Origin of the sequence: Kaistia defluvii (genome assembly GCF_040548815.1) — a bacterium.
Classification (GTDB): Bacteria; Pseudomonadota; Alphaproteobacteria; order Rhizobiales; family Kaistiaceae; genus Kaistia; species Kaistia defluvii_A.
Window position 1 is genome coordinate 512,666 of sequence record NZ_JBEPSM010000001.1, and the last position, 21,032, is coordinate 533,697.

At 65.8% G+C, this 21,032-nt stretch carries 16 protein-coding genes; 10 read left to right on the forward strand and 6 right to left on the reverse strand.

Features of this window, described 5'->3' with window-relative positions; translation table 11 throughout:
• The first annotated feature begins 36 nt into the window (after window positions 1–36).
• Window positions 37–627: a TetR/AcrR family transcriptional regulator gene (locus ABIE08_RS02450; RefSeq protein ID WP_354548488.1), complete on the forward strand. Its 591-nt coding sequence runs from the start codon at window positions 37–39 to the stop codon at window positions 625–627.
• A 322-nt stretch (window positions 628–949) separates the two neighbouring features.
• Here ABIE08_RS02450 and ABIE08_RS02455 read toward each other — a convergent pair whose 3' ends face one another.
• The 3 genes from ABIE08_RS02455 to ABIE08_RS02465 are packed head-to-tail and all read right to left on the reverse strand — an operon-like array spanning window position 950 to window position 2,678.
• On the reverse strand, window positions 950–1,957 hold the full coding sequence (locus tag ABIE08_RS02455) for a hypothetical protein (protein WP_354548490.1): 1,008 nt from the start codon (window positions 1,955–1,957) through the stop codon (window positions 950–952).
• Window positions 1,957–2,388 carry a lasso peptide biosynthesis B2 protein gene (locus ABIE08_RS02460; RefSeq protein WP_354548491.1) on the reverse strand — a complete coding sequence of 144 codons (432 nt, stop codon included), beginning with the start codon at window positions 2,386–2,388 and terminating at the stop codon, window positions 1,957–1,959. The genes ABIE08_RS02455 and ABIE08_RS02460 overlap by 1 nt, the downstream gene beginning before the upstream one ends.
• Entirely contained in the window at window positions 2,385–2,678 is a 294-nt protein-coding gene (locus tag ABIE08_RS02465; RefSeq protein ID WP_266332008.1) for a PqqD family protein, read from the reverse strand. The genes ABIE08_RS02460 and ABIE08_RS02465 overlap by 4 nt, the downstream gene beginning before the upstream one ends.
• A gap of 383 nt (window positions 2,679–3,061) precedes the next feature.
• Between ABIE08_RS02465 and ABIE08_RS02470 the strand changes: the two genes are divergently transcribed.
• From ABIE08_RS02470 to ABIE08_RS02510, 9 genes are all read left to right on the forward strand, one after another.
• Entirely contained in the window at window positions 3,062–4,120 is a 1,059-nt protein-coding gene (locus ABIE08_RS02470; RefSeq protein WP_354548493.1) for a nucleotidyltransferase family protein, read from the forward strand.
• Between the two features lie 66 nt (window positions 4,121–4,186).
• On the forward strand, window positions 4,187–4,864 hold the full coding sequence (locus tag ABIE08_RS02475) for a Crp/Fnr family transcriptional regulator (RefSeq protein ID WP_354548495.1): 678 nt from the start codon (window positions 4,187–4,189) through the stop codon (window positions 4,862–4,864).
• Between the two features lie 268 nt (window positions 4,865–5,132).
• Window positions 5,133–7,622 carry a glycogen/starch/alpha-glucan phosphorylase gene (locus ABIE08_RS02480; protein WP_354548497.1) on the forward strand — a complete coding sequence of 830 codons (2,490 nt, stop codon included), beginning with the start codon at window positions 5,133–5,135 and terminating at the stop codon, window positions 7,620–7,622.
• Between the two features lie 22 nt (window positions 7,623–7,644).
• Window positions 7,645–9,864: a 1,4-alpha-glucan branching protein GlgB gene (glgB, locus tag ABIE08_RS02485; RefSeq protein ID WP_354548499.1), complete on the forward strand. Its 2,220-nt coding sequence runs from the start codon at window positions 7,645–7,647 to the stop codon at window positions 9,862–9,864.
• 42 nt (window positions 9,865–9,906) lie between these two features.
• Window positions 9,907–11,172, forward strand: coding sequence for a glucose-1-phosphate adenylyltransferase (gene glgC, locus ABIE08_RS02490; RefSeq protein ID WP_354548500.1), 1,266 nt, complete (start codon window positions 9,907–9,909; stop codon window positions 11,170–11,172).
• A 74-nt stretch (window positions 11,173–11,246) separates the two neighbouring features.
• On the forward strand, window positions 11,247–12,704 hold the full coding sequence (gene glgA, locus ABIE08_RS02495; protein WP_354551544.1) for a glycogen synthase GlgA: 1,458 nt from the start codon (window positions 11,247–11,249) through the stop codon (window positions 12,702–12,704).
• A complete protein-coding gene (gene glgX / locus ABIE08_RS02500) occupies window positions 12,701–14,743 on the forward strand; it encodes a glycogen debranching protein GlgX (RefSeq protein WP_354548502.1) in 2,043 nt (680 codons plus the stop codon). Before glgA ends, glgX begins: the two co-directional genes overlap by 4 nt.
• A 170-nt stretch (window positions 14,744–14,913) precedes the next feature.
• A complete protein-coding gene (locus tag ABIE08_RS02505) occupies window positions 14,914–15,852 on the forward strand; it encodes a hypothetical protein (RefSeq protein WP_354548504.1) in 939 nt (312 codons plus the stop codon).
• A gap of 41 nt (window positions 15,853–15,893) precedes the next feature.
• On the forward strand, window positions 15,894–17,021 hold the full coding sequence (locus tag ABIE08_RS02510) for a GNAT family N-acetyltransferase (RefSeq protein WP_354548506.1): 1,128 nt from the start codon (window positions 15,894–15,896) through the stop codon (window positions 17,019–17,021).
• Window positions 17,022–17,024: 3 nt separating this feature from the next.
• Here ABIE08_RS02510 and ABIE08_RS02515 read toward each other — a convergent pair whose 3' ends face one another.
• Genes ABIE08_RS02515 through ABIE08_RS02525 form a run of 3 tightly spaced genes read right to left on the reverse strand, consistent with a single transcriptional unit; the run spans window position 17,025 to window position 20,844 of the window.
• Window positions 17,025–18,473: a lipopolysaccharide biosynthesis protein gene (locus ABIE08_RS02515; RefSeq protein ID WP_354548507.1), complete on the reverse strand. Its 1,449-nt coding sequence runs from the start codon at window positions 18,471–18,473 to the stop codon at window positions 17,025–17,027.
• Window positions 18,473–19,765, reverse strand: coding sequence for a VpsF family polysaccharide biosynthesis protein (locus tag ABIE08_RS02520; protein ID WP_354548509.1), 1,293 nt, complete (start codon window positions 19,763–19,765; stop codon window positions 18,473–18,475). Before ABIE08_RS02520 ends, ABIE08_RS02515 begins: the two co-directional genes overlap by 1 nt.
• The gene (locus ABIE08_RS02525) at window positions 19,762–20,844 is read right to left on the reverse strand and encodes an acyltransferase family protein (RefSeq protein WP_354548510.1); all 1,083 of its coding nucleotides are present in this window, start codon (window positions 20,842–20,844) and stop codon (window positions 19,762–19,764) included. The genes ABIE08_RS02520 and ABIE08_RS02525 overlap by 4 nt, the downstream gene beginning before the upstream one ends.
• Window positions 20,845–21,032 lie beyond the last annotated feature (188 nt).

The window sequence follows — 21,032 nt, forward strand, 5'->3', positions numbered from 1 at the left end:
GGGATCGAGGGGCCGAAAGCCCTGGCAGGAGGTGACATGGCACGACGCAGCGACCACGCCCCGGAGGAGCTGAAGCGCCTGGCGCTGGAGGCGGCGCGCGCGATCGTCATGGAGGAGGGGCTGCGCGGCCTGACGGTCCGCCGGGTCGCCGAGCGGATCGGCTATGCGCCGGGCACGCTCTACAATCTCTTCGCCAATCTCGACGACCTGATCGTCCAGCTCAACGCCGCGACGCTCGATGCGCTGGCGGTGGTGCTGGTCGAGGCGGCGAGGGCGGAGTTGCCGGCAAGGCCGGAGCGGCTGGTCGAGGCCTATTTCGATTTCGTCGAAAGCCGTCCGCGCCTCTGGAGCCTGCTGTTCGAGCATCGCCTGCCGGAGGGCGAGGACCTGCCGGACTGGTACCGGCCGAAGCTCGCGGCGCTGATTTCGCTCGTCGCCGAGGCGCTGGGGCCGCTGATGCCCGATCGCTCGATCGAGGCCCGCCAGGCCGCCACGGTCACGATGTGGGCGGGCCTGCACGGCATCTCGACCCTGGCCGTCACGAGCAAGCTGACGCTGGTCGCCGAAACCGAGCCCCGTGAACTGGGTCACCTGCTGGTGCGCCGCATGCTGGGCAGGGAGGCTTGAGATGGCTGGACCCTCCTTCGAGGCTCCGCTGTGCGGAGCGCCTCAGGATGATGGCCGGGGTTGGGTGAGGGACGGTGAGAGCGCCTTGGATCGACCGAGGTTCATCAGTCCGACGGTCGCAGGTGGGCTATGGCCGGAGTTCCACACCTTCGGGCACTCGAGGAAACAGCCATGCGCCGTATCTTCATCGCCGCGCTGATCGCTCACCAGCAGTCCAAAACGACGAGCACCCCCGACCATCATCCTGAGGTGCCCGGCGCAGCCGGGCCTCGAAGGAGGATCCAGGGATCTCCCAACCCCGGTGGGCCCAAGCCTCAGTCGCCTAAGCCTCAGCCGCCTGCGTCTCGCGTACGATCCCCAGCGCCGCGTCGAAGGCCGGGGCGATGCGATGCGGCTGGTTGCCGGCGTCGAGGCGGAAGGTCGGGGTTGCGCCGACGAGCTTGGATAGCAGCCGGAACAGCACCTGCTGCGAGCGCGGGACACCGCCGCCGAGCAGGCCGATATTGTCGCTGAGGATCACCGAAAGCGCGTCGCCCTTGCTGAGGCGGGCAAGGCTTGCCTCGCCTTCCGAGCGGGGGCCGACCACCACCACGGCGGCGATCTTGTAGCTCTTCGAGGCGTCCGGCAGCGGCATCAGCTCCGCCAGCGCGGCGCGGGTAAGCGGCGCCTCGTCCTCCTCGCCGCCGAATTCGCCCAGATGCGGCAGGATCTCGGGGAACATCGCCGCCGTCCGGCGCTGCACCTTCAGCGTGCGCGGCATGCCCCAGCCGAACAGGTCCGTGCCTTCCTGGCGCAGGATCACCACGTCATCGCCCATATGGCCGTAACCGCCCAGCGCCAGCGCCAGCGAGGTCGTCGTCTTGCCGGAGCCGCTGGGGGCGAACAGAAGCATGAGTTCGTCGCGCCCCGGCACCATCAGCGAGGCGGAGTGGATCGTCATCAGCCCGTGCCCGCGCAGCACCATGTCGAACAGCACGGCCCCGGCCATGGAGCGGAAAGGCTGCTCCGCCGCAGCCGTCACCTGGACGTCGGTGTGCGGCTTGCCCAGTTCCTCGACGATCGAAAGCTTGCCTGGGACGCGGAACTGCTGGCGGTTGCCCAGCGTGCTGATCTCGGCATAGAGGCCATCGATCAGCTTGCCGGACCAGATCACCTCGCCCTCGGTGGGAATGTCGTCGCCGGCCGCTTCGCGAACCCGGATCTCATGCGCGACCGGCCCTTCCGGCTGCTGGAACCCGACAAGCTGAGGGAAGATTGGCGCGGCCAGACCCTCGCGCTCGGCGACTATGTTGAAGGCGAGGCCGGGAATGACATAGCGGGTCGTGTGCATCAGGCGTGTCCGGCGCGGTTCTTTTCGATGAAGACCGTCACCATGGACGGCTCGGGTGGGTTGAGCAGCGGCTTGCCGTCGACGACGACCCAGCAATGGGCGGAGAGCTTCGCGCTGCCGATGCTCTTGCGGTCGACGCCGAAATACATGTCGGCCGGGATGCCCGCGAGTGTCAGGAAGCGATAGGCGAGAATGCCCTCGCGCAGGCAGCGCCGGTCGCGCATCACCCAGGGGCGGCGCGCGGCGCGCTTGGCGCGGTGGGCGATGTAGGGCGCGGCGAAACCGTGGTAGCGGCGGTCCGCGCCGGCATCGGCGATCCTCATGATATCGGCGAAATCGCGCGATTTTCGGCAGCGCAACGGCAGGGTGCGAGCCCAGAACCACATTTCGGCCCGGAACATCGCCCGGCGCAGGACGCTGCCGTCTGTCACTTGTCGACGCGAACGATCAGGCCTTCGGAGGCCAGATGGTTGGCGAGTTCCGACATGTCGTCGCGCAGCATGTCGGCGTCGACGTCGAAGACCGTCTCGAGTTCCGTCAGGATGCCGGCGAAGTTGCGCGTTCCGTCGACCGTCGACAGGAAGGCTGCCGTAGTGTCGTTGCAGGTGAACAGCTGGCCCGACACGGTGTCGAGCAGCACGCCGCCTTCGCCGTCGCCGAGCGGCTGAAAGCTTGTATTTTCATGAAGCGCCCAAACGGCGCTCGGCTCGATTCTAGACACGGGATGTCTCTCCGTAAGGCTGGTGCGAAAGGTGGGATAGCTGAAGCTCGTGTGCTTGACCAGAGGTCACGCTTGCGGTTGGCTGGTCTATCGCCGGGTAATTCCTGAACGATTCAAAAGATGACTGGGGAATATGGAATGAAGAAGACCTACGAGAAGCCCGAGCTTCTGAAACGCGATCGGGTCGCGATGATTGTCGCTGCAACTTCCGGCAACACGCCGCCGCCGCCGCCGTAGGACGGCTGGCCGTCGGCGGGGCTGGTGCTCCTGGTCGCAGGCGGCTGACGTTGGTTTTGCAGGATGATGGGCGGTGCCGGGCATCGCCCTTCGTTCATCCGGGTGGACATGTTCCTCCGGTTTTGCCGTCGCTGGAATGAAATTGAATGTCCACCGTTGACGTTGCCGAGGCCGTACCGCTTCGAGGCGGTACGCCGCGCCGCCTCTCGCGCGCCGATGGCCGGTTGCTGATCGCGCTCGCCGATCCGGAATCGAGCCTGGCTCCGATGTCGCTCGCGCCCGAGCGCGCGCATCTGCTGCTGTCGCAGGCCGAGCGCCATGGCGTGCTGCCGGCGGTGCTGCGCAAGCTGCGGCCGATCCTGGCCAGCGCCGACCTTCGGCCGGTGCGCGACGATTTCGTGGCGCGTTTCTCGGCCGGCGTCGCCTTCAACATGCAGCTGCGCGTCGAGGCGAAGCGTCTTGCCACCGCGCTGCGCGCTGCCCATCAGCCGGCGCTGCTGATCAAGGGCCATGATTTCGCCGACAACATCTATCCAGACCCGGTCCTGCGCCCGACCAGCGACATCGACATCATCGTCCCGCTCAAGAGCCTCGCCTCGGTCGAGGCGGTGGTGGCGTCGTCCGGCTTCGGGCTGTTGCCGGACCAGCGCGACGACGAGCAGCTGGAGCGCAAGTGGATCCATTCGGTCCATCGCCGCCTGATGCTGGAGATCCAGGGCAATCTGGTGCACGCGCCCGGTCTGCGCTCGAAGCTGTCGCTCGGCTTCGCGGAGCTCTGCCCGCATGGCGACCCGGCCGAGGCGGCGCGGCCGTCGACGCGGCTGGCGATCGCCGGCGTCCATGCGGCGAGCTCGCACCATTTCGAACTTCTGCGGCTGGTCGTCGACGTGCTGCAGGCGGCGCGTCGGCTGCAGGGCGCGGCGGAGGAACAGACGCTGGAGGATCTGGTGCGCCGTTCGGGCATCCGCCTGGCGCTGGTCGCCGCGCTCGATCTGGCGGCGACGCTGTACGACGACAAGCGATGCCGGGAAATCGGCCGCGCTCTGGCGCCGGTGCGCTTCCGCGGCGCGGCGCGGCTGCTCATCAATGGCGATGTCGTGATGGCGATGGAAACCGGCGAGCGGGCCCTGCAATCCTGGCGGCGGTCGCTGTTTCGCGAATTGCTGAAGCGCGGCCCGGGACGCGATTCGCTTCCCTCGTCATGACGCCAATTGAATGCTATCCGTTGCGCAACGCATTCGTGTAGTGCGCGGTTTTCGACGGAGGGCAGGGTGCAGGTCGCCGACATCGTTTCCCGGCTCGGACGGACGAGCTTCTTTAACGGCCTCGAGAGGGACGACCTGACGCGCCTCGCCCAGATCGCGCGCGTCTCGACCTATGCGGCCGATACCATCCTGTTCTCGCAGGGCGACGAATCCGACGGGCTCTACGCCGTCGTCGACGGGATCGTCCGCATCTTCCTGACGGCGGATGACAGCCGCGAGCTGACCATCCAGCTTTACGAGGAAGGCGAGGTCATCGGCGAAATCGCGCTGATCGACGGGCTGCCGCGCAGCGCCGGCGCCGCGACGCTGACCGAGACGCGCCTGATCTTCATCCCGCGCCAGTCCTTCCTCAACCTGCTCGACAGTTCGAGCCAGTTGCAGCGCCAGATCATCCTCAGTCTCTGCGAGCGGCTGCGGCACACCAACGAGCAGGTAAACCGCGCCGTCTTCACCGATCTGCGCCATCGCCTGCTGGTGCTGCTGCGCCAGCTCGCGCTGATCCACGGCCGCATCGAACGCGATGTCGCGGTCGTCGAGCTCGACCTGACCCAGGGCACGCTCGCCCAGATGCTGGGCGCCAGCCGCGAGGCGGTGAACAAGCAGATCCGCGCCCTGATCAAGGAAGGGCGCCTTTCCGTCGACGGCCATCGCATCATCGTGCACCGCTCGACCCGCGAGACCTGATCCGGCGTGGCTCCGTGGCGGTGCCGCTGTTTCCGGTGCGCCGCCGCTCGCCCATAAATTAGGCTGTCGTCTAAACGAAACGGACTATGCCATAAGGTGGCCGAGTGACCAGCGGCCGCTTTCTGCCCTTCCGGGTGAATCCCGGGGGCGATGCAATTCGGCATTGTTGTTGCATGGAGTGCAGTCTGGCCCGAGCGATCGCCGTCGGTCCGGATGCGAGGCAATTCGCGGCGAGCCAGGACGAGGCCAATCGATGCAGGACGCCACCATGTCGATATCGACCCAGGACGCGGAGGCCGCGCGCGCGCCCGTCGCCGCGGCGACGGAGGCCGAGATCGCCGCCGCCCGCGATGCGATCAACGCCAAGCTGACCTATGCGGTCGGCAAGAACGCCGTCACCGCCAGCGACCGCGACTGGTTCGTCGCCACGGCGCTCGCGGTGCGTGACCGCATGGTCGATCCCTGGATCGCGTCCTCCAAGTCGACCTATGCCGAGGGCCGCAAGCGCGTCTATTACCTGTCGCTCGAATTCCTCATCGGCCGCCTGCTGTTCGACGCGATGAACAATCTCGGCCTCACCGAGGCATTCCGCGCGGCGCTGGGCGATCTCGGCGTCGACCTGGAGAGGCTGAAGACGGTCGAGCCGGACGCGGCGCTCGGCAATGGCGGCCTTGGCCGCCTCGCCGCCTGCTTCATGGATTCCATGGCCTCGCTGTCGATCCCGGCCTATGGCTACGGCATCCGCTACGATCACGGCCTGTTCCGCCAGGTGGTGAAGAACGGCTGGCAGCAGGAATATCCCGAGACCTGGCTCTCCTTCGGCAATCCCTGGCAGTTCGAGCGCCCGGAAGTCGTCTACGACATCCAGTTCGGCGGCTCGGTCGAGGCGATCATGTCGCCGACCGGTATTGCCCGCTATGTCTGGCACGCGGCCGAGACGATCGAGGCCGTGCCCTATGACACGCCGATCCCCGGCTGGCGCGGCCGCCACGTCAACACGCTGCGCCTGTGGTCGGCGCGCGCCGTCGACCCGCTGCGCCTCGACGCCTTCAACTCCGGCGATCATATCGGCGCGCTGGTCGAGCAGGTGCGGGCCGAGGCGATCTCCAAGATCCTCTATCCGAGCGACGAGAGCGCGGCCGGGCAGGAGCTTCGCCTGCGCCAGGAATATTTCTTCGTCTCCGCCTCGCTGCAGGATCTGATCCACCGCCACACCCGCACCTATGGCGACATCCGCTCGCTGCCCGACAAGGTCGCGATCCAGCTCAACGACACCCATCCGGCGATCTCGGTCGCCGAACTGATGCGTATCCTGGTCGATCTGCGCGAAATCCCGTGGGAAGAGGCGTGGGACATCACCGTCCGCACCCTCGGCTACACCAACCACACCCTGCTGCCCGAGGCGCTGGAAACCTGGCCGGTGCCGCTGCTGGAGCGGCTGCTGCCGCGCCAGATGCAGATCATCTACCTGATCAACGCCATCCATCTGGAAAAGGCGAAGAAGCTCACCGAATCGGATGACCGCTTCCTCTCCTCCGTGTCGCTGATCGACGAGAACAATGGCCGTCGCGTTCGCATGGGCCATCTCGCCTTCATCGGCTCGCATTCGATCAACGGCGTGTCGGCGCTGCATTCCGACCTGATCAAGCAGACGATCTTCCGCGATCTCGACGAGGTCTATCCCGACCGCCTCAACAACAAGACCAACGGCATCACCTTCCGACGCTGGCTGCACGAGGCCAATCCGGGGCTGACGCGCATCCTCGTCGACACCTGCGGCGTGTCGATCCTCGACAATGCCGAGGTGCTGACCAAGCTGGAGCCCTGGGCCAGCGATTTCGGCCTGCACGAGCAGTTCGGCGCCGTGCGCCGGGACAACAAGATCGCGCTCGCCAAGCTGATCCGCGACCGCCTCGACATCCGCGTCAATCCAAACGCGCTGTTCGACGTCCAGATCAAGCGCATCCACGAATACAAGCGCCAGCTGCTCAACATCCTGGAGACGATCGCGCTCTACCAGGCCATGCGCGCCCAGCCGCACAAGGAATGGGTGCCCCGCGTAAAAATCTTCGCCGGCAAGGCGGCGGCGAGCTACCACCAGGCCAAGCTGATCATCAAGCTTGCCAATGACGTGGCGCAGGTCGTCAACAACGACCCCACCGTGCGCGACCTGCTGAAGGTGGTGTTCCTGCCGAACTACAATGTCAGCCTGGCCGAGATGATCATCCCGGCCGCCGACCTGTCCGAGCAGATCTCGACTGCCGGCATGGAAGCATCCGGCACCGGCAACATGAAGTTGGCCCTCAATGGCGCGCTCACCATTGGCACGCTCGATGGCGCCAATGTCGAGATCAAGGAACGCGTCGGCGACGACAACATCTTCATCTTCGGCCTGACCACCGAGGAGGTCGCGGCGCGCCGGATCGCCGGCATCGACGCGGGCGACACGATCGCCAAGTCGCGCATGCTGGCCGACGTTCTCGAGGCGATCGAGACGGGCATCTTCTCGCCCGGCGAGCCCGCCCGCTTCGCCGCCCTGACGACGGCGCTACGCCATCACGACTACTTCCTGGTGACCGCAGATTTCGATTCTTACTATGCAGCGCAACGAGACGTTGACGCGTTGTGGCTCGACAGAGCAGCATGGTGGAAAGCGAGCCTGCTGAACACGGCTCGGGTCGGCTGGTTCTCTTCGGACCGCACCATTGCGGAATATGCCGGGGAGATCTGGAATGTGCCCGTCAGACCGGCTGGATAGGCAAAGCGTACAGGGAGTTGCGATGACGGGTTGGCGGGCAAGCGTATCGGATGTCGAAGCCCTCATTGCCGCGCGCCACGGTGATCCCTTCGCCCTTCTGGGGCCGCATGAAACGCCGGATGGCCTCGTCATCCGGGCCTTCATGCCGCATGCGGAAACGCTCGTCGTCGAGGATCGCGACGGAAACCGGGTCGCGCCGCTGGAACGGCGTCCCGGCACCGATTTCTTCGAGGCCCTGATTCCCGGCCGCACCGCGCGCTTCCGCTACCGGCTTCGGGCGGAGAATGCCGGCGGCGGCTGGACCTTCCATGATCCCTACAGCTTCGTCGGCGTGCTGGGCGCGACCGACGACTACCTGCTGGTCGAAGGCACCCATCGCCAGCTCTATGAAAAACTCGGCGCGCACCTGCTACATCACGAAGGCGTCGACGGCGTGCATTTCGCCGTCTGGGCGCCCGATGCGCAGCGCGTCTCGGTCGTCGGCGATTTCAACGGCTGGGATGGCCGCCGCCACCAGATGCGCAAGCGCGTCGACAGCGGCCTGTGGGAAATTTTCGCGGCCGATCTCGGCGAGGGGGCGATCTACAAATACGAGATCGTCGGCGCCGACGGCATCGTCCAGCCGCTCAAGGCGGATCCGGTCGGCTTTGCCGGCGAGCTTCGGCCCTCGACGGCGTCGATCGTGGCGCGGACGGACAATTTCACCTGGAGCGACGAGGCGTTTCTCGGCCAGCGCGGCGAGGGCCAGGCCCGGCGCCAGCCCATGTCGATCTACGAGGTGCATCTCGGCTCCTGGCAGCGCGGCGATGGCAATTCCTTCCTCACCTATGAGGAACTGGCCGACCGTCTGATCCCCTATGCGGTCCAGATGGGCTTCACCCATCTCGAGCTGCTGCCGGTCAGCGAACATCCGCTCGATGCGTCCTGGGGCTACCAGCCGATCGGCCTGTTCGCGCCGACGCGGCGGCATGGCGACCCGGCCGGTTTCGCCCGCTTCGTCGATCGCGCGCACCAGGCCGGGCTCAGCGTCATCCTCGATTGGGTCCCGGCGCATTTCCCAACCGACCGGCATGGCCTGTCGCATTTCGACGGCAAGCCGCTCTATGAGCATGCCGATCCGCGCCGGGGCTTCCATCCCGACTGGAACACGGCGATCTATGATTTCGGCCGCAAGGAGGTGTCGAACTTCCTCGCCGCCAGCGCGCTCTATTGGCTCGACCGCTACCATGTCGACGGTTTCCGCGTCGATGCGGTCGCGTCGATGCTCTATCTCAATTATTCGCGGAAGGACGGCGAATGGTCGCCCAATCCGGACGGTACCAACGACAACAAGGACGCGGTGGCGTTCGTGCGCCGCGTCAACCAGCTCTGCTATGGCGAGCATCCGGGCACCACGACCATCGCCGAGGAATCGACCTCCTGGCCGGGCGTCACGCTGCCTGTGCATGAGAACGGGCTCGGCTTTGGCTTCAAGTGGAACATGGGCTGGATGAACGACACGCTCGACTACATGTCGCTCGAGCCGATCCATCGCCGCTATCACCACGACAAGCTGACCTTCGGCCTGCTCTATGCCTTCTCGGAGAATTTCGTCCTGCCGCTCAGCCATGACGAGGTCGTGCATGGCAAGCGCTCGATCCTGGGCAAGATGCCGGGCGACCGCTGGCAGCAATTCGCCAATGTCCGCGCTTATTACGGCTACATGTGGGGCCACCCCGGCAAGAAGCTTTTGTTCATGGGCCAGGAGTTCGGCCAGGCCAAGGAATGGAACTTCGACCAGAGCCTTGACTGGCACCTGCTGGACGATCCGCAGCATTCCGGCCTGCAGGATTTCGTCCGCGACCTGAACACCGCCTATCGCAGCCATCCGGCGCTGCATGCGCGCGATTGCGAGGGCGAAGGGTTTCGCTGGGTGGTTCCGGACGACAAGGACCAGTCGGTCTTCGCCTTCCTGCGCTTCGGCGCGCCGGGCGACAAGCCGGTGCTCGTCATCTCCAACTTCACGCCGGTGGTGCGCGATTTCTATCGCATCGGCCTGCCCGAGGCGGGCCGCTGGCGCGAGATCCTCAATTCGGACGCCACGATCTATGGCGGCTCCGGCGTCGGCAATCTGGGCGCCGTCGAGGCGACGTCCGTGCCCGCTCATGGTTTCCCGGCTTCTGCCGAATTCGTTCTACCTCCGCTCGCGACGGTTTTCTTCGAATATGATCCGAAGGAACCGTCAGCGCGGGGGCGTGGTTGACAAAAACACTGCAAGACAACGTGCGTTTCGGGAGGACTAAGGATGGAACGGCCGCAGACCAATGCGCCGCTTGCGCGTAATGCCATGGCCTTCGTGCTGGCGGGTGGACGCGGCAGCCGCCTGATGGAATTGACCGACCGGCGCGCCAAGCCGGCGGTCTATTTCGGCGGCAAGTCGCGCATCATCGATTTCGCGCTCTCCAATGCCGTCAATTCGGGCATCCGCAGGATCGGCGTCGCCACGCAGTACAAGGCGCACAGCCTGATCCGGCACCTGAACCGGGGCTGGAACTTCTTCCGGCCCGAGCGCAACGAGATTTTCGACGTCTTCCCGGCGAGCCAGCGCGTCTCCGAGGACGCCTGGTATCGCGGCACGGCCGACGCGGTCTATCAGAACCTCGATATCCTGAAGGACTACGAAGCCAAGTATTTCGTCATTCTCGCCGGCGATCACATCTACAAGATGGACTACGAGTTGATGCTGCAGCAGCACGTCGACTCAGGCGCCGACGTGACGATCGGCTGCCTGGAAGTGCCGCGCATGGAGGCGACCGGCTTCGGCGTCATGCATGTTGACGAGACCGACCGCATTCTTGAGTTTGTCGAGAAGCCGGCGGATCCGCCGGCCATGCCCGGCAAGCCGGACAAGGCGCTGGCCTCGATGGGCATCTATGTCTTCGACACCAAGTTCCTGATCGAGGAACTGGAGCGCGACGCCAACGACCCGAATTCCAGCCGCGACTTCGGCAAGGACATCATCCCGAACATCGTCAAGAACGGGAAGGCCGTCGCCCACCACTTCGAGGATTCCTGCGTGCGTTCGACCCAGGAATCCGTCAGCTATTGGCGCGACGTCGGAACGGTCGATGCCTATTGGGAAGCGAATATCGACCTGACCAGCATCGTGCCCGATCTCGACCTGTTCGACCGCAACTGGCCGATCTGGACCTATAGCGAGGTCACGCCGCCGGCGAAGTTCGTCCATAACGAGGATCATCGCCGCGGCTATGCGCTGTCGTCGCTGGTCTCGGGCGGCTGCATCGTCTCCGGCGCGTCGCTGGAACGGGCGCTGCTGTTCACCGGCGTGCGCTGCAATTCCTATTCGCATGTCGAGAACGGCGTCATCCTGCCCTATGTCGAGGTCGGCCGTTCGGCCCGCCTCAGCAATGTGGTGGTCGATGCGCGCGTGCAGATCCCGGAAGGGCTCGTGGTCGGTGAGGATCCGGAACTCGACGCGAAACGCTTCATGCGCACCCATAACGGCATCTGCCTGATCACCCAGCCGATGATCGATGCGTTGAATCTTTGAAGACCCTCGTCCCAGCCCCTCTCCCGCTTGCGGGAGAGGGTGGTGAGGGCCTTGCTTCCTGTTCCAAGGTTTAGCTGATGACCCTGAAAGTTCTCGCCGTCGTCTCCGAGATCTACCCGCTCGTGAAAACCGGCGGCCTCGCCGATGTCGCCGGCGCCTTGCCGGGCGCGCTCGCGACCGAGGATATCGCGGTCACCACGCTCATCCCGGGCTATCCGGCGGTGATGGCGGAGCTGAAGAAGCCCGAGGTCGTGCATACCTTTCCGGGCCTGTTCGGCCATGACGCGCGGCTGCTCAAGGCGCACGCGAAGGGTCTGGACCTCCTCGTTCTCGACGCGCCGCATCTCTTCAACCGGCCGGGCAACCCCTATGTCGATGGCGACGGGCGGGACTGGATGGACAATCCGCTCCGCTTCGCCGCGCTTTCGCGCGTCGCCGCCGAAATCGGCCAGGGGCTGGTGCCGAGGCTGACGCCGGATGTCATCCATGCGCATGACTGGCAGACGGGACTGACCGCCGCCTATATGCGTTATGACGAGCGCGTCGCCATCCCGACGGTGATGACCGTCCACAATCTCGCTTTCCAGGGCCAGTATGGCCGCGACCTATTGCCGGCGCTTGGCCTGCCGGCGCGCGCCTATGCCGTGGACGGCGTCGAATATTACGGCACCATCGGCTTCCTGAAGGCCGGGCTGCAGCTCTCCGATCGCATAACCACCGTGTCGCCGACCTATGCGGCCGAGATCCGCACGGGCGAGGGCGGCATGGGTCTGGACGGCCTGCTGCGCAGTCGCGGCAATGCCGTCTCGGGGATCCTCAACGGCATCGATACGGCGGTCTGGAATCCGGCGACGGACACCTCGATCGCCGCGCCCTACGACCTCGCCAAGATGGCTGGCCGCGCCGTCAACAAGAAGGCGCTGCAGCAGCGGCTTGGCCTCGATGTCGATCCCAATGCGCTGATCTTCGGCGTCGTCAGCCGGCTGAGCTGGCAGAAGGGGCTCGACCTGCTGCTCGATCGCCTGCCGGTGATCCTCGGTTCGGGCGGACAACTGGCGCTGCTCGGCTCCGGCGAGCCGTGGCTGGCGAATGGTTTCGGCGGCGCCACGACGCTGCATCGCGGTCGGGTCGGCATGATCAACGGCTATGATGAGGGCCTGGCGCATCTGATCCAGGCCGGCTCGGACGTGATCCTCGTGCCCTCGCGCTTCGAGCCGTGCGGCCTGACCCAGCTCTGCGCGCTGCGCTATGGCGCGCTGCCGCTGGTGTCGCGGGTCGGCGGCCTGGCCGATACCGTGATCGACGCCAATGAGGTGGCGCTCGCCGCGGGCGTCGGCACCGGGGTGCAGTTCAATCCGGTCAATGGCGATGCGCTGGAATCCGCCATCCTGCGGACGGCCAATCTGTGGCGCGACCGCCCGGCCTGGAAGAGGATGCAGAAGAACGCGATGAAAACGGACGTTTCCTGGACCCGGCCAGCCGCCGCCTATGCGCGGCTCTACCGCGAGCTCGTGGCCGGCCACGCGGGATGAAGGTCGACGCGTCTGTAACTGACGGCTCGCCCGAGCCGCTCGGTGTCACGCCGACGGCGACGGGCGTCAATGTCGCCGTGGTCTCCGCCCATGCGGAGGCGATCCATTTCTGCCTGTTCGACGCGACGGGGCAGGTCGAACTCCAGCGCATCCGCCTGCCGGCCCGCTCCGGCGACGTGTTCCATGGCCATGTCGAGGGCATCAAGCCGGGCGACCGCTATGGCCTGCGCGCCGACGGCGAGTGGAATCCCGGGGCAGGCCAGCGCTTCAATGTCGCGAAGCTGCTGGTAGATCCCTACGCCTTGGCGCTCGACCGGCCATTCCGGCTTGACGACGTGCTGTTCGACGCCCGCCGCCTTGGCGTTGCCAGCGACGAGCACGACAGCGCCCGCGTCGTGCCGAAGGCGATCGTGACATCGGCGGCGGCTCCGCAGCCACGCCTGAACTCGCCTGTCGACTGGGACCGGCAGGTCATCTACGAACTGCATGTACGCGGTTTCTCCAAGCTCAATCCCGCCATTCCCGAGGCCCTTCGCGGCACCTTTGCCGGGCTCGGCCATCCGGCTTCGGTCGCGCATCTGAAGCGCCTTGGCGTCACCACGGTGGAACTGCTGCCGGTCGCCGCCTGGCTCGACGAGCGCCATCTGCCGCCGCTCGGGCTGACGAATTACTGGGGCTACAACCCGGTCGCCTGGATGGCGCCCGACCCGCGCCTGGCGCCCGGCGGCTTCGCCGAAGTGGCGGCCGCTGTCGCGGCGCTGCATGAGGCCGGCATCGCCGTCATCCTCGACGTCGTCTTCAACCATTCCGGCGAGAGCGACCATCTCGGCCCGACCGTCTCGATGCGCGGCCTCGACAATTCAGGCTACTACCGGCTCGATCCGCATGACCCGGCGCATTACGTCAACGACGCCGGCACCGGCAACATTCTGGCCTGCGACCGGCCGGCGGTCGTGCGGTTGGTCATGGACGCGCTCCGGACCTGGGTCGAGCGCGCTGGCGTCGACGGCTTTCGCTTCGATCTCGCCACCACGCTCGCCCGCCGCGACGACGGATTCGAGCCGGCGGCGCCGCTGCTCGCTGCCATCGACCAGGATCCGCTTCTGCGCGACCTGATCCTGATCGCCGAGCCATGGGACATCGGCAGGGGCGGATACCAGCTCGGCAATTTCCCGGCCGCCTGGGGCGAGTGGAACGATCGCTATCGCGACACCATGCGGCGCTTCTTCCGCGGCGACGAGGGCATGATCGGCGATCTTGCCACGCGGCTTGCCGGCTCCTCCGACATCTTTACGCCCCGTTACCGGAAGGTTAACAGAAGCATCAACTTCGTCACCGCCCATGACGGCTTTACGCTCGCCGATCTGGTCGCCCATGAGCGCAAGCAGAACCGCGCCAATGGCGAGAACAATCGCGACGGAACCGACGACAACCGCTCCTGGAACAATGGCGCCGAGGGCGAAACCGACGACGCTGCGATCCTCCAGCGCCGCCGTTCGGACGTCCGCGCCCTGCTGATGGCGCTGGTGTTCTCGCGCGGGACGCCGATGCTGACCATGGGCGACGAGCTCGGTCGCGGCCAGCAGGGCAACAACAACGCCTATGCGCAGGACAACGCGCTGGCCTGGCTCGACTGGGCCGCGGCGGACCGCGATCTGATCGATTTCACCAGCGAGATCATAGCCTTGCGCGCGGCGCATCCGGCGCTGCGGGACTCGCGCCCTTTGACCGGGCAGCCACTTTCCGCGGGCGGCGAACCCGATGTCGTCTGGTATGGCCCCGACGGCGAGCCGCTCGACGAGGGCGGCTGGCACGCGCCGGAGGGCGGGACGCTGGTCGCCGTTTTCGCCGTGCCAACGCCGGAAGGGGAGGTCGATCGCGTCTGCCTCGTGCTGCATGGCGGCACGACTGATACCGAGCTCCGGTTGCCGCCCAATGCCGGCGGAAATCCTTGGAATCTCGCCATTTCGTCCTCGCCGGTCAGCCCGGATCAGCCCCTCTCGCTGCCGCCGCGATCCGTATTGCTCTTCCTCGGCTAGCTCATCCGCGCCGCAAGTCTTGACCCGCCCGCTCGATCAAGAAGATTTTACATAAACCCGCGAGATCAGCGCTTCTCGTCATTTACGCTGTTGCGCTAATTCGATGGCTGGGCTTGCCGATTTTCGTTAAATTTGTAGTCAAGAATTCCGCGCTGTTGACGGAGGCTGTCGTGCCGGAAGCGATTTTCAAGAACTGGACGGATGAGCTGAGCCGTGACTGGGGCAAGAAGCCGCTCCGGATCGATCATTCCTTGAGCCAGAATGAGCTGTTCTCCAAGGACGCCCTGGCCGAATTGATCCAGCGCTACCCGATCGAACACTATTCTCTGATGCGCACCAGTTCGCGCGGCGAAGAGAAGAAGATCTGGCGCCGCGGCGAAGTCGGCGGCCTGAGCGGCCATGAAGTCATGGCCCAGATCGCGTCCGGCGGCCTGTGGCTGCAATTGCGCGAACTGAAGCTTGTCGACAAGCGCTACTACGACCTGCTGATGTCGATCTATGGCGAAGTCGAGCAACGCGTGCCGGGCTTCGACTCGTTCAGCCATGAAATGGGCGTCCTGATCTCTTCGCCCAATGCGAAGGCGCATTATCACGCCGACCTGCCGGGCCAGGCGCTCTGGCAGATCATGGGCCGCAAGCGGGTCTACATCTATCCCGCCGAAGAGCCCTATCTGCCGCAGGAAGAGCTGGAAAAGATCGCGCTGACAGGGCTGGAATCGGCCCTGCGCTATGATCCGGAATTCGACCGGCATGCGCTGGTGCTGGATCTCGAGCCGGGCCAGATGCTGACCTGGGAACTGAACGCGCCGCACCGGGTCGAGAACCACGACGAGCTCAGCGTCTCGATGACCACCGAGCATTGGACGGAGCAGATCCGCCGCGAGCAGATGCTGACGGTGGCAAATGGCATCCTGCGCAAGCATTTCGGCGTCTCGCCGAAGCGCAACGCCACCGAAGGCGCCGGTTTCTGGGCCAAGGCCGTGCTGCAGGCCGGCTGGCGTCGCAGTCCTTGGTACAAGCGCGAGCAGCGCAAGATGCTGCCGGTCGACTTCCGCCTGGCGCCAGGAACGACCACCAACATCGTCGATATCCCCGCTTATGTCGTCTGAGATTCCGTCTGGAAGGCCGCGACGATCGGGGGAGCTTCACAATGACCAACGCGCCGGGTGACCGCTGGACGGTCACCGTGCATGGATCCTGGAAGGAGGCGGCCCCGCTTTGGCGGCCCTTCTTGGCCAACGACGCTCCGGTAACGCCGTTCCAGACGGAACATTGGCTATCGCATTGGTACCAAAGCTTTTCCGGCCGGCGCGATGTCGAGCCGCTGCTGGTTCATGTCGCTGACTCCAAAGGCCAGGACGCGTTGGCGCTGCCGCTGATCCTGCGGCGGGAGAGGCTGCGGACGGTCGAATTCGCCGATCTCGGCATCACCGATTACAACGCGCCGCTGCTGGGACCCGCTGCGCCGGCCGACGAGGCGGGGGCGCGCTCGCTCTGGCGCGCGGTTCGCGCCGCGCTGCCGCAGGCCGACCTGATCGAATTCACCAAGGTGCTGACGAAGATCGGTGACCGCCCCAATCCGCTGGTGCAGGCGCTTGGCGGCGAGGTCTCCAACCTCTTCGGCAATTTTGTCCGCATCGATACGGACTATGAGACCTGGCTGCGCAGCCTTGCCAAGGACAACCGCAAGGAACTCGGCCGGTTCTGGCGCGTGTTCACGCGGGACGAACGGGCGCAGTTCGTCTTTGCCGACGATCCGGAGACGGTCGGCAAGATCTACGGCCACCTCACGGCGCAGCAGAGCGCGCGCATCCGGTCGCTTGGTCTGCCGTACCTGCTCGACGAGCCGGACTATGACGCCTTCTATCGCGAGCTTCTGCTGGACGGGCTGAAGGACGGTTCGGCCAAGCTCTCCGCGCTCACGGCCGGTGATGAACTGGTCGCGGGCCTGTTCGGCATCGCGCGTGGCGATCACTATTCGATGGTGCGCATCAGCACGGCGGGCGGGGAGTGGGCCAATTGCTCGCCCGGCCGTTTGCTAATCGAGCGCACGATGGAAGCGCTGCACCGGCAGGGCTTCCGCACCTTCGATTTCACCATCGGCGACTATGGCCACAAGCGCAGCTTCGAGGTCGAGCACATCCCGCTGGTCAACATCCACGAGAGCGTTTCCTGGCGCGGCTGGGGAACCGTCGGCTATGAGGGCGCCAAGGCGTTCGTGAAGCGCCATCCCTCGATCGAGCGGTTGGCCCGCAAGGTCCTGCGCCGCGCGGCCTGAGGCTCAGGCGGACGCCTGCGCCCTGCGATCGAGCCGGCGCTGCAGGATGCCGCGCGCCTCGCCGCGATAGGCGACCAGGATGGCGACGGCGTAGACGAACATTCCATACAGGATGGTGAGCACCAGCGCGGGGATGCTCTGCGCCGTGGGGATTGCCGCGAGGCCGAGCGCCATCGCCCCGGTAGCGGCCAGCACCTTGACGATGTCGAGGACCGGGGGAACGAAGTCCAGCTTGCGCATGGCGAGATACATGCTGACGATCGCGGCCATGGCCGAGCCGAGCGCCGTACCGATGACCGCGCCGACCGGTCCGTGGAGCAGCAGCCCGGCGATCGTCAGGATGACGGCGGCGACGATCTCGACGATGTCGACGATGCCGGCATAGCTCAGCCGCTTCTCCAGGATGAAGATCTGGTCGCTGACGTGAACATGGAGGAAGCGTATGGCGGCGGCGAGCGCCGAAAGACCGAGGATCGCTTTGGTCATCTCGCGATAGGGCTCGGCGATCAGCAGATCGGTGGCCGGCGTGCTGATCATGGCGATGCCGACGACGGTCGGCGCCATGACGCCGATCAGGAGGGCCGCGTTGGTGGCGAGCTGAGCCAGCGCCTCGGTTCGCTTGCCTTCGTTGAGCAGGCGCGCGGCGATGGGGAAGGCGGCCGCAGCGACCAGCATCGCGCCGAACGAGGCGCAGCGACGGCCGAGGCCCCAGCCCACCGCCATCAGGCCGAAGGCGGCCGCTCCCGAGATATGGCCGATCACATAGCGGAAATTGTTCTCGGCGATCCAGCCGAGGCCGTAGAGCAGCAGGATCGGGCCGCCATAAGCAAAGGCGGCGCGCAGGATGGCGCTGTCGATCCGCCGCGGCAGGATGGCGAAGCCGATCAGCGGCGCGGCGACCAGATTGGCGATGAGTTGCGCCACGCCATAGGCAAGGATCAGCGCCTCGCTGGTCGGCTGCCACCACGTCAGCAACGCCAGGCCAAAGCCGAAGCCGAGGATCGGGCCGACGATCTGCAGCATGGTGTAGGCGAAGATGTTCGACTGCGCCCGCGCCCGCTCCGAATAGTGGGTGTTGATGCCGCGCGTCGCGAAGAAGAAGGCGGTGATCAGCACCGTCTGCAGCGAGACCTGCGTCTCGTCGATGATCGCCACCGTCGCTAGCGCCGCGATCAGGCTGATCGGAACCGACAGCGCGATGATCGCCGCTTCGGTATGCAGGAAATCGCTGCGCTCCGAGCGACCACGCTCGAACGGCATGAAGCGCAGCGCATAGACCGAAAACCAGGAGAGCGCGATCAGATAGGCGAATTCCTGGCTCGCGGTGATGAGCACATAGGAGCCCATTTCCCCCGGCGGCAGGAAATAGGTCCAGACCACCATGGAGAGCAGCTGGAATGCCGGCGACAGCAGCTGGGCCGGCAGGTAGCGGATCGTCTGGCGGATAAGCATCAGGATCGTCCGTCCGAGATGGGCGGGATGAAGCGGCGGTCGAGCCCGATCAGGATCATCGCCATGATCAGCGCCATGTCGGTGGTCTTGTTGGCGATGCCGGTCGAGGTCGAGGAAACGAGAAAGAAGTAGGCGAGCGGGACAAGGCCCGGCGTCCCCACCGTGCGGATGATTTCCGCGGCGAAGAAGGCGAGGCCGGCGAAGAACACCAGCGTGGTGACGATGCCGTAATAGGCGAAGAAGGCGACGACGAAGCTCTCGATGCCGATGGTGAGGTCGAGCCGGCGCTGGTTGGACGCGACATGGCCGAGGTCCGGCGCGAAGAACAGGTCGCGCAACGCCATGCCGTCGAAGACGTGGAACATGGCGACACGGGTCGCGGCGCTGCCGGAATCATCCTCGAAGCGGCTGAGGAAGGTGTCGAGGACGCCGCCCTGCACCAGCAGCGAGCCGATTGTCGCGATCAGGGTCAGCACGACGATGACGGCGAAGGCGTCGCGTCGGCCGAAGGGCCGGCCGGAGAGAACCTTGGCGAGGCTGAACAGGCCACGCGCCGCCAGCAGCACCAGCGCCATCACGGTTGCGGCCCGTCCGCCGAAGGCAACCATGGCACCGAGGCTGTAGATCAGCAGGAAGGTGCGGACCGGCAGGTCGAAGCGCCGGCCGCCGGGTCCGCTCAGGATCAGGAGGTACAGGCCGGTGGCGAGCGCGTTGATGAGCGGATGGCCGAGCAGGGCGGTCGAGCGCCAGTCATAGGTGATCAGCACGCCGCCCTCATAATAGGGCGTCAGCCGCCAGCCGGTGAAATACTCCGCGTAGCCCAGCGTCGAATTGACCAGGAAGAAGAGATGCAGCGCGATCACCAGGCGTTCCATCACGCTGGCACGGAGCGCCAGGATCGAGATGAACAGCGCCAGCGGCAGCACGAAGGTGTCGACGACCGCCGAGATCGGCAGTTGCTGCACCACGGCCGCCTGGAAGGTCAGCAGAGCTATCGCCATCGCGAAGACGAGAATGCCGGGGCGCTGCGCTGCGAGCGCGGCCAGCAGCCGGCCGGGTCCGATCACGATGGCCCAGGTGCCGAGCGCCGCCAGCGACAGGAAGGTGGCGGGGTGAAACTTGGTCAGGGGCGATCCGCCCGTCGAGGCATAGGGGATTCCGAGGGCCTGCAGCACTTTGGACGAGACCAGGAACAGCACGGCGACGGTGAGCACCGTCAGTCCGGTAGCGAGCCCGATGGGCCGCGCTATGCGGATCGGCCGATGGACCGGCGTGGTCCAGGAGGCGCTCATGGCAGCACGGCCTTCTCCTGCCTCGGCCCGGCTTCGTCGGACCGGGGCCGGGAGGAGGGCCGCAGCGTGATGCCCAGCAGCAGCAGGGCGCTCCAGCGCCAGCGGACCAGCACCTTATGCAGCAGGATCGGCAGGAACAGGCCAGCCGCGAGGGCCGCGGCAAAGTAGATGCCGGGGGGCAGGCCGGGATCCGCGATGCCGATCGCCTTGCGCAAGGCGGCCGTGAAGAACACGTGGAACAGGTAGATCGTATAGGAATAGGTGCCGACGAATTCGAGCGGCCGCCACTCCAGCGGCGAGAAGAACAGGAACAGGCAGGCCGAAAGGCCGAACAGCAGCCCGAAGGCCGACTGGCGGGCAAAGTTGAGCGTGTTCCAGCCTTCATACTGGCCGAGATTGAGCAGGAACAGGATCGCGACGGCGACGCCGAACACGATCACCGCCGCGCGGCGCCACGCCGGGACGTCGCCGATCCGCCGGTTCAGCGACCAGATCTTCAGCAGTTGCCCAAGAAGGAAATAGGGCAGCAGATACAGCGCCGAGCCGATCGCGAAGATGTCGGGATCGAAGGTCGGGGCCGCGATGAAGATCGCGCAGGCAATGGGAAACAGCGCGGTCAGGAAGGCGCGCGCCTGGTGCCCGGCGAGATAGCTGCCAACCAGCAGCGCCGCCATGATCAGCATGGTTGCCTGCAGATACCAGTAATGCTCGTAGGGCAGGATGTAGATCTGCCAGATCGGCTGCGAGAAGTCGTGGTTGATGATGCCGAAACAGAGATAGAACAGCGTGGAGACGACGACGAAGGGAATGCCGATCCGTCGCAGTTTCTTGCCGAAGGCGCTGGAGAGCGCCGCCCTGTCGGCAACATAGGCCTGGAAGACGAAACCGGACAGGAACGAGAACAGCGGCATCCGGATGTGGATGAACAGCTCGGTGAACAATCGCCAGCCATTATGGGCGACGATGTGCATGCCATGTTCGGGGTCGTTGCCGATGACGTGGTAGGCGACGAGCAGCACGCAAGCGAGCCCGCGCAGGGCGTCGATGTGCCGGTCTCGGCGAGGGGAGGTCGTCACCATACCGTTGAACTTGTCCGTCTAGGCAGAGGCGTGCGCGCGCACGAGCTATACGGCTATTCGTCCTGCTGCGGCCGGTTTCCTGTCGATAGCGTTAACCGTTCATTCCCCGGCCATGATGAATGGAAATATTCGTCAGGAAAATGGCCTTGCCGGTCGCGGCTCTCGTGGTCGCGTGAGGCTGGAAACGT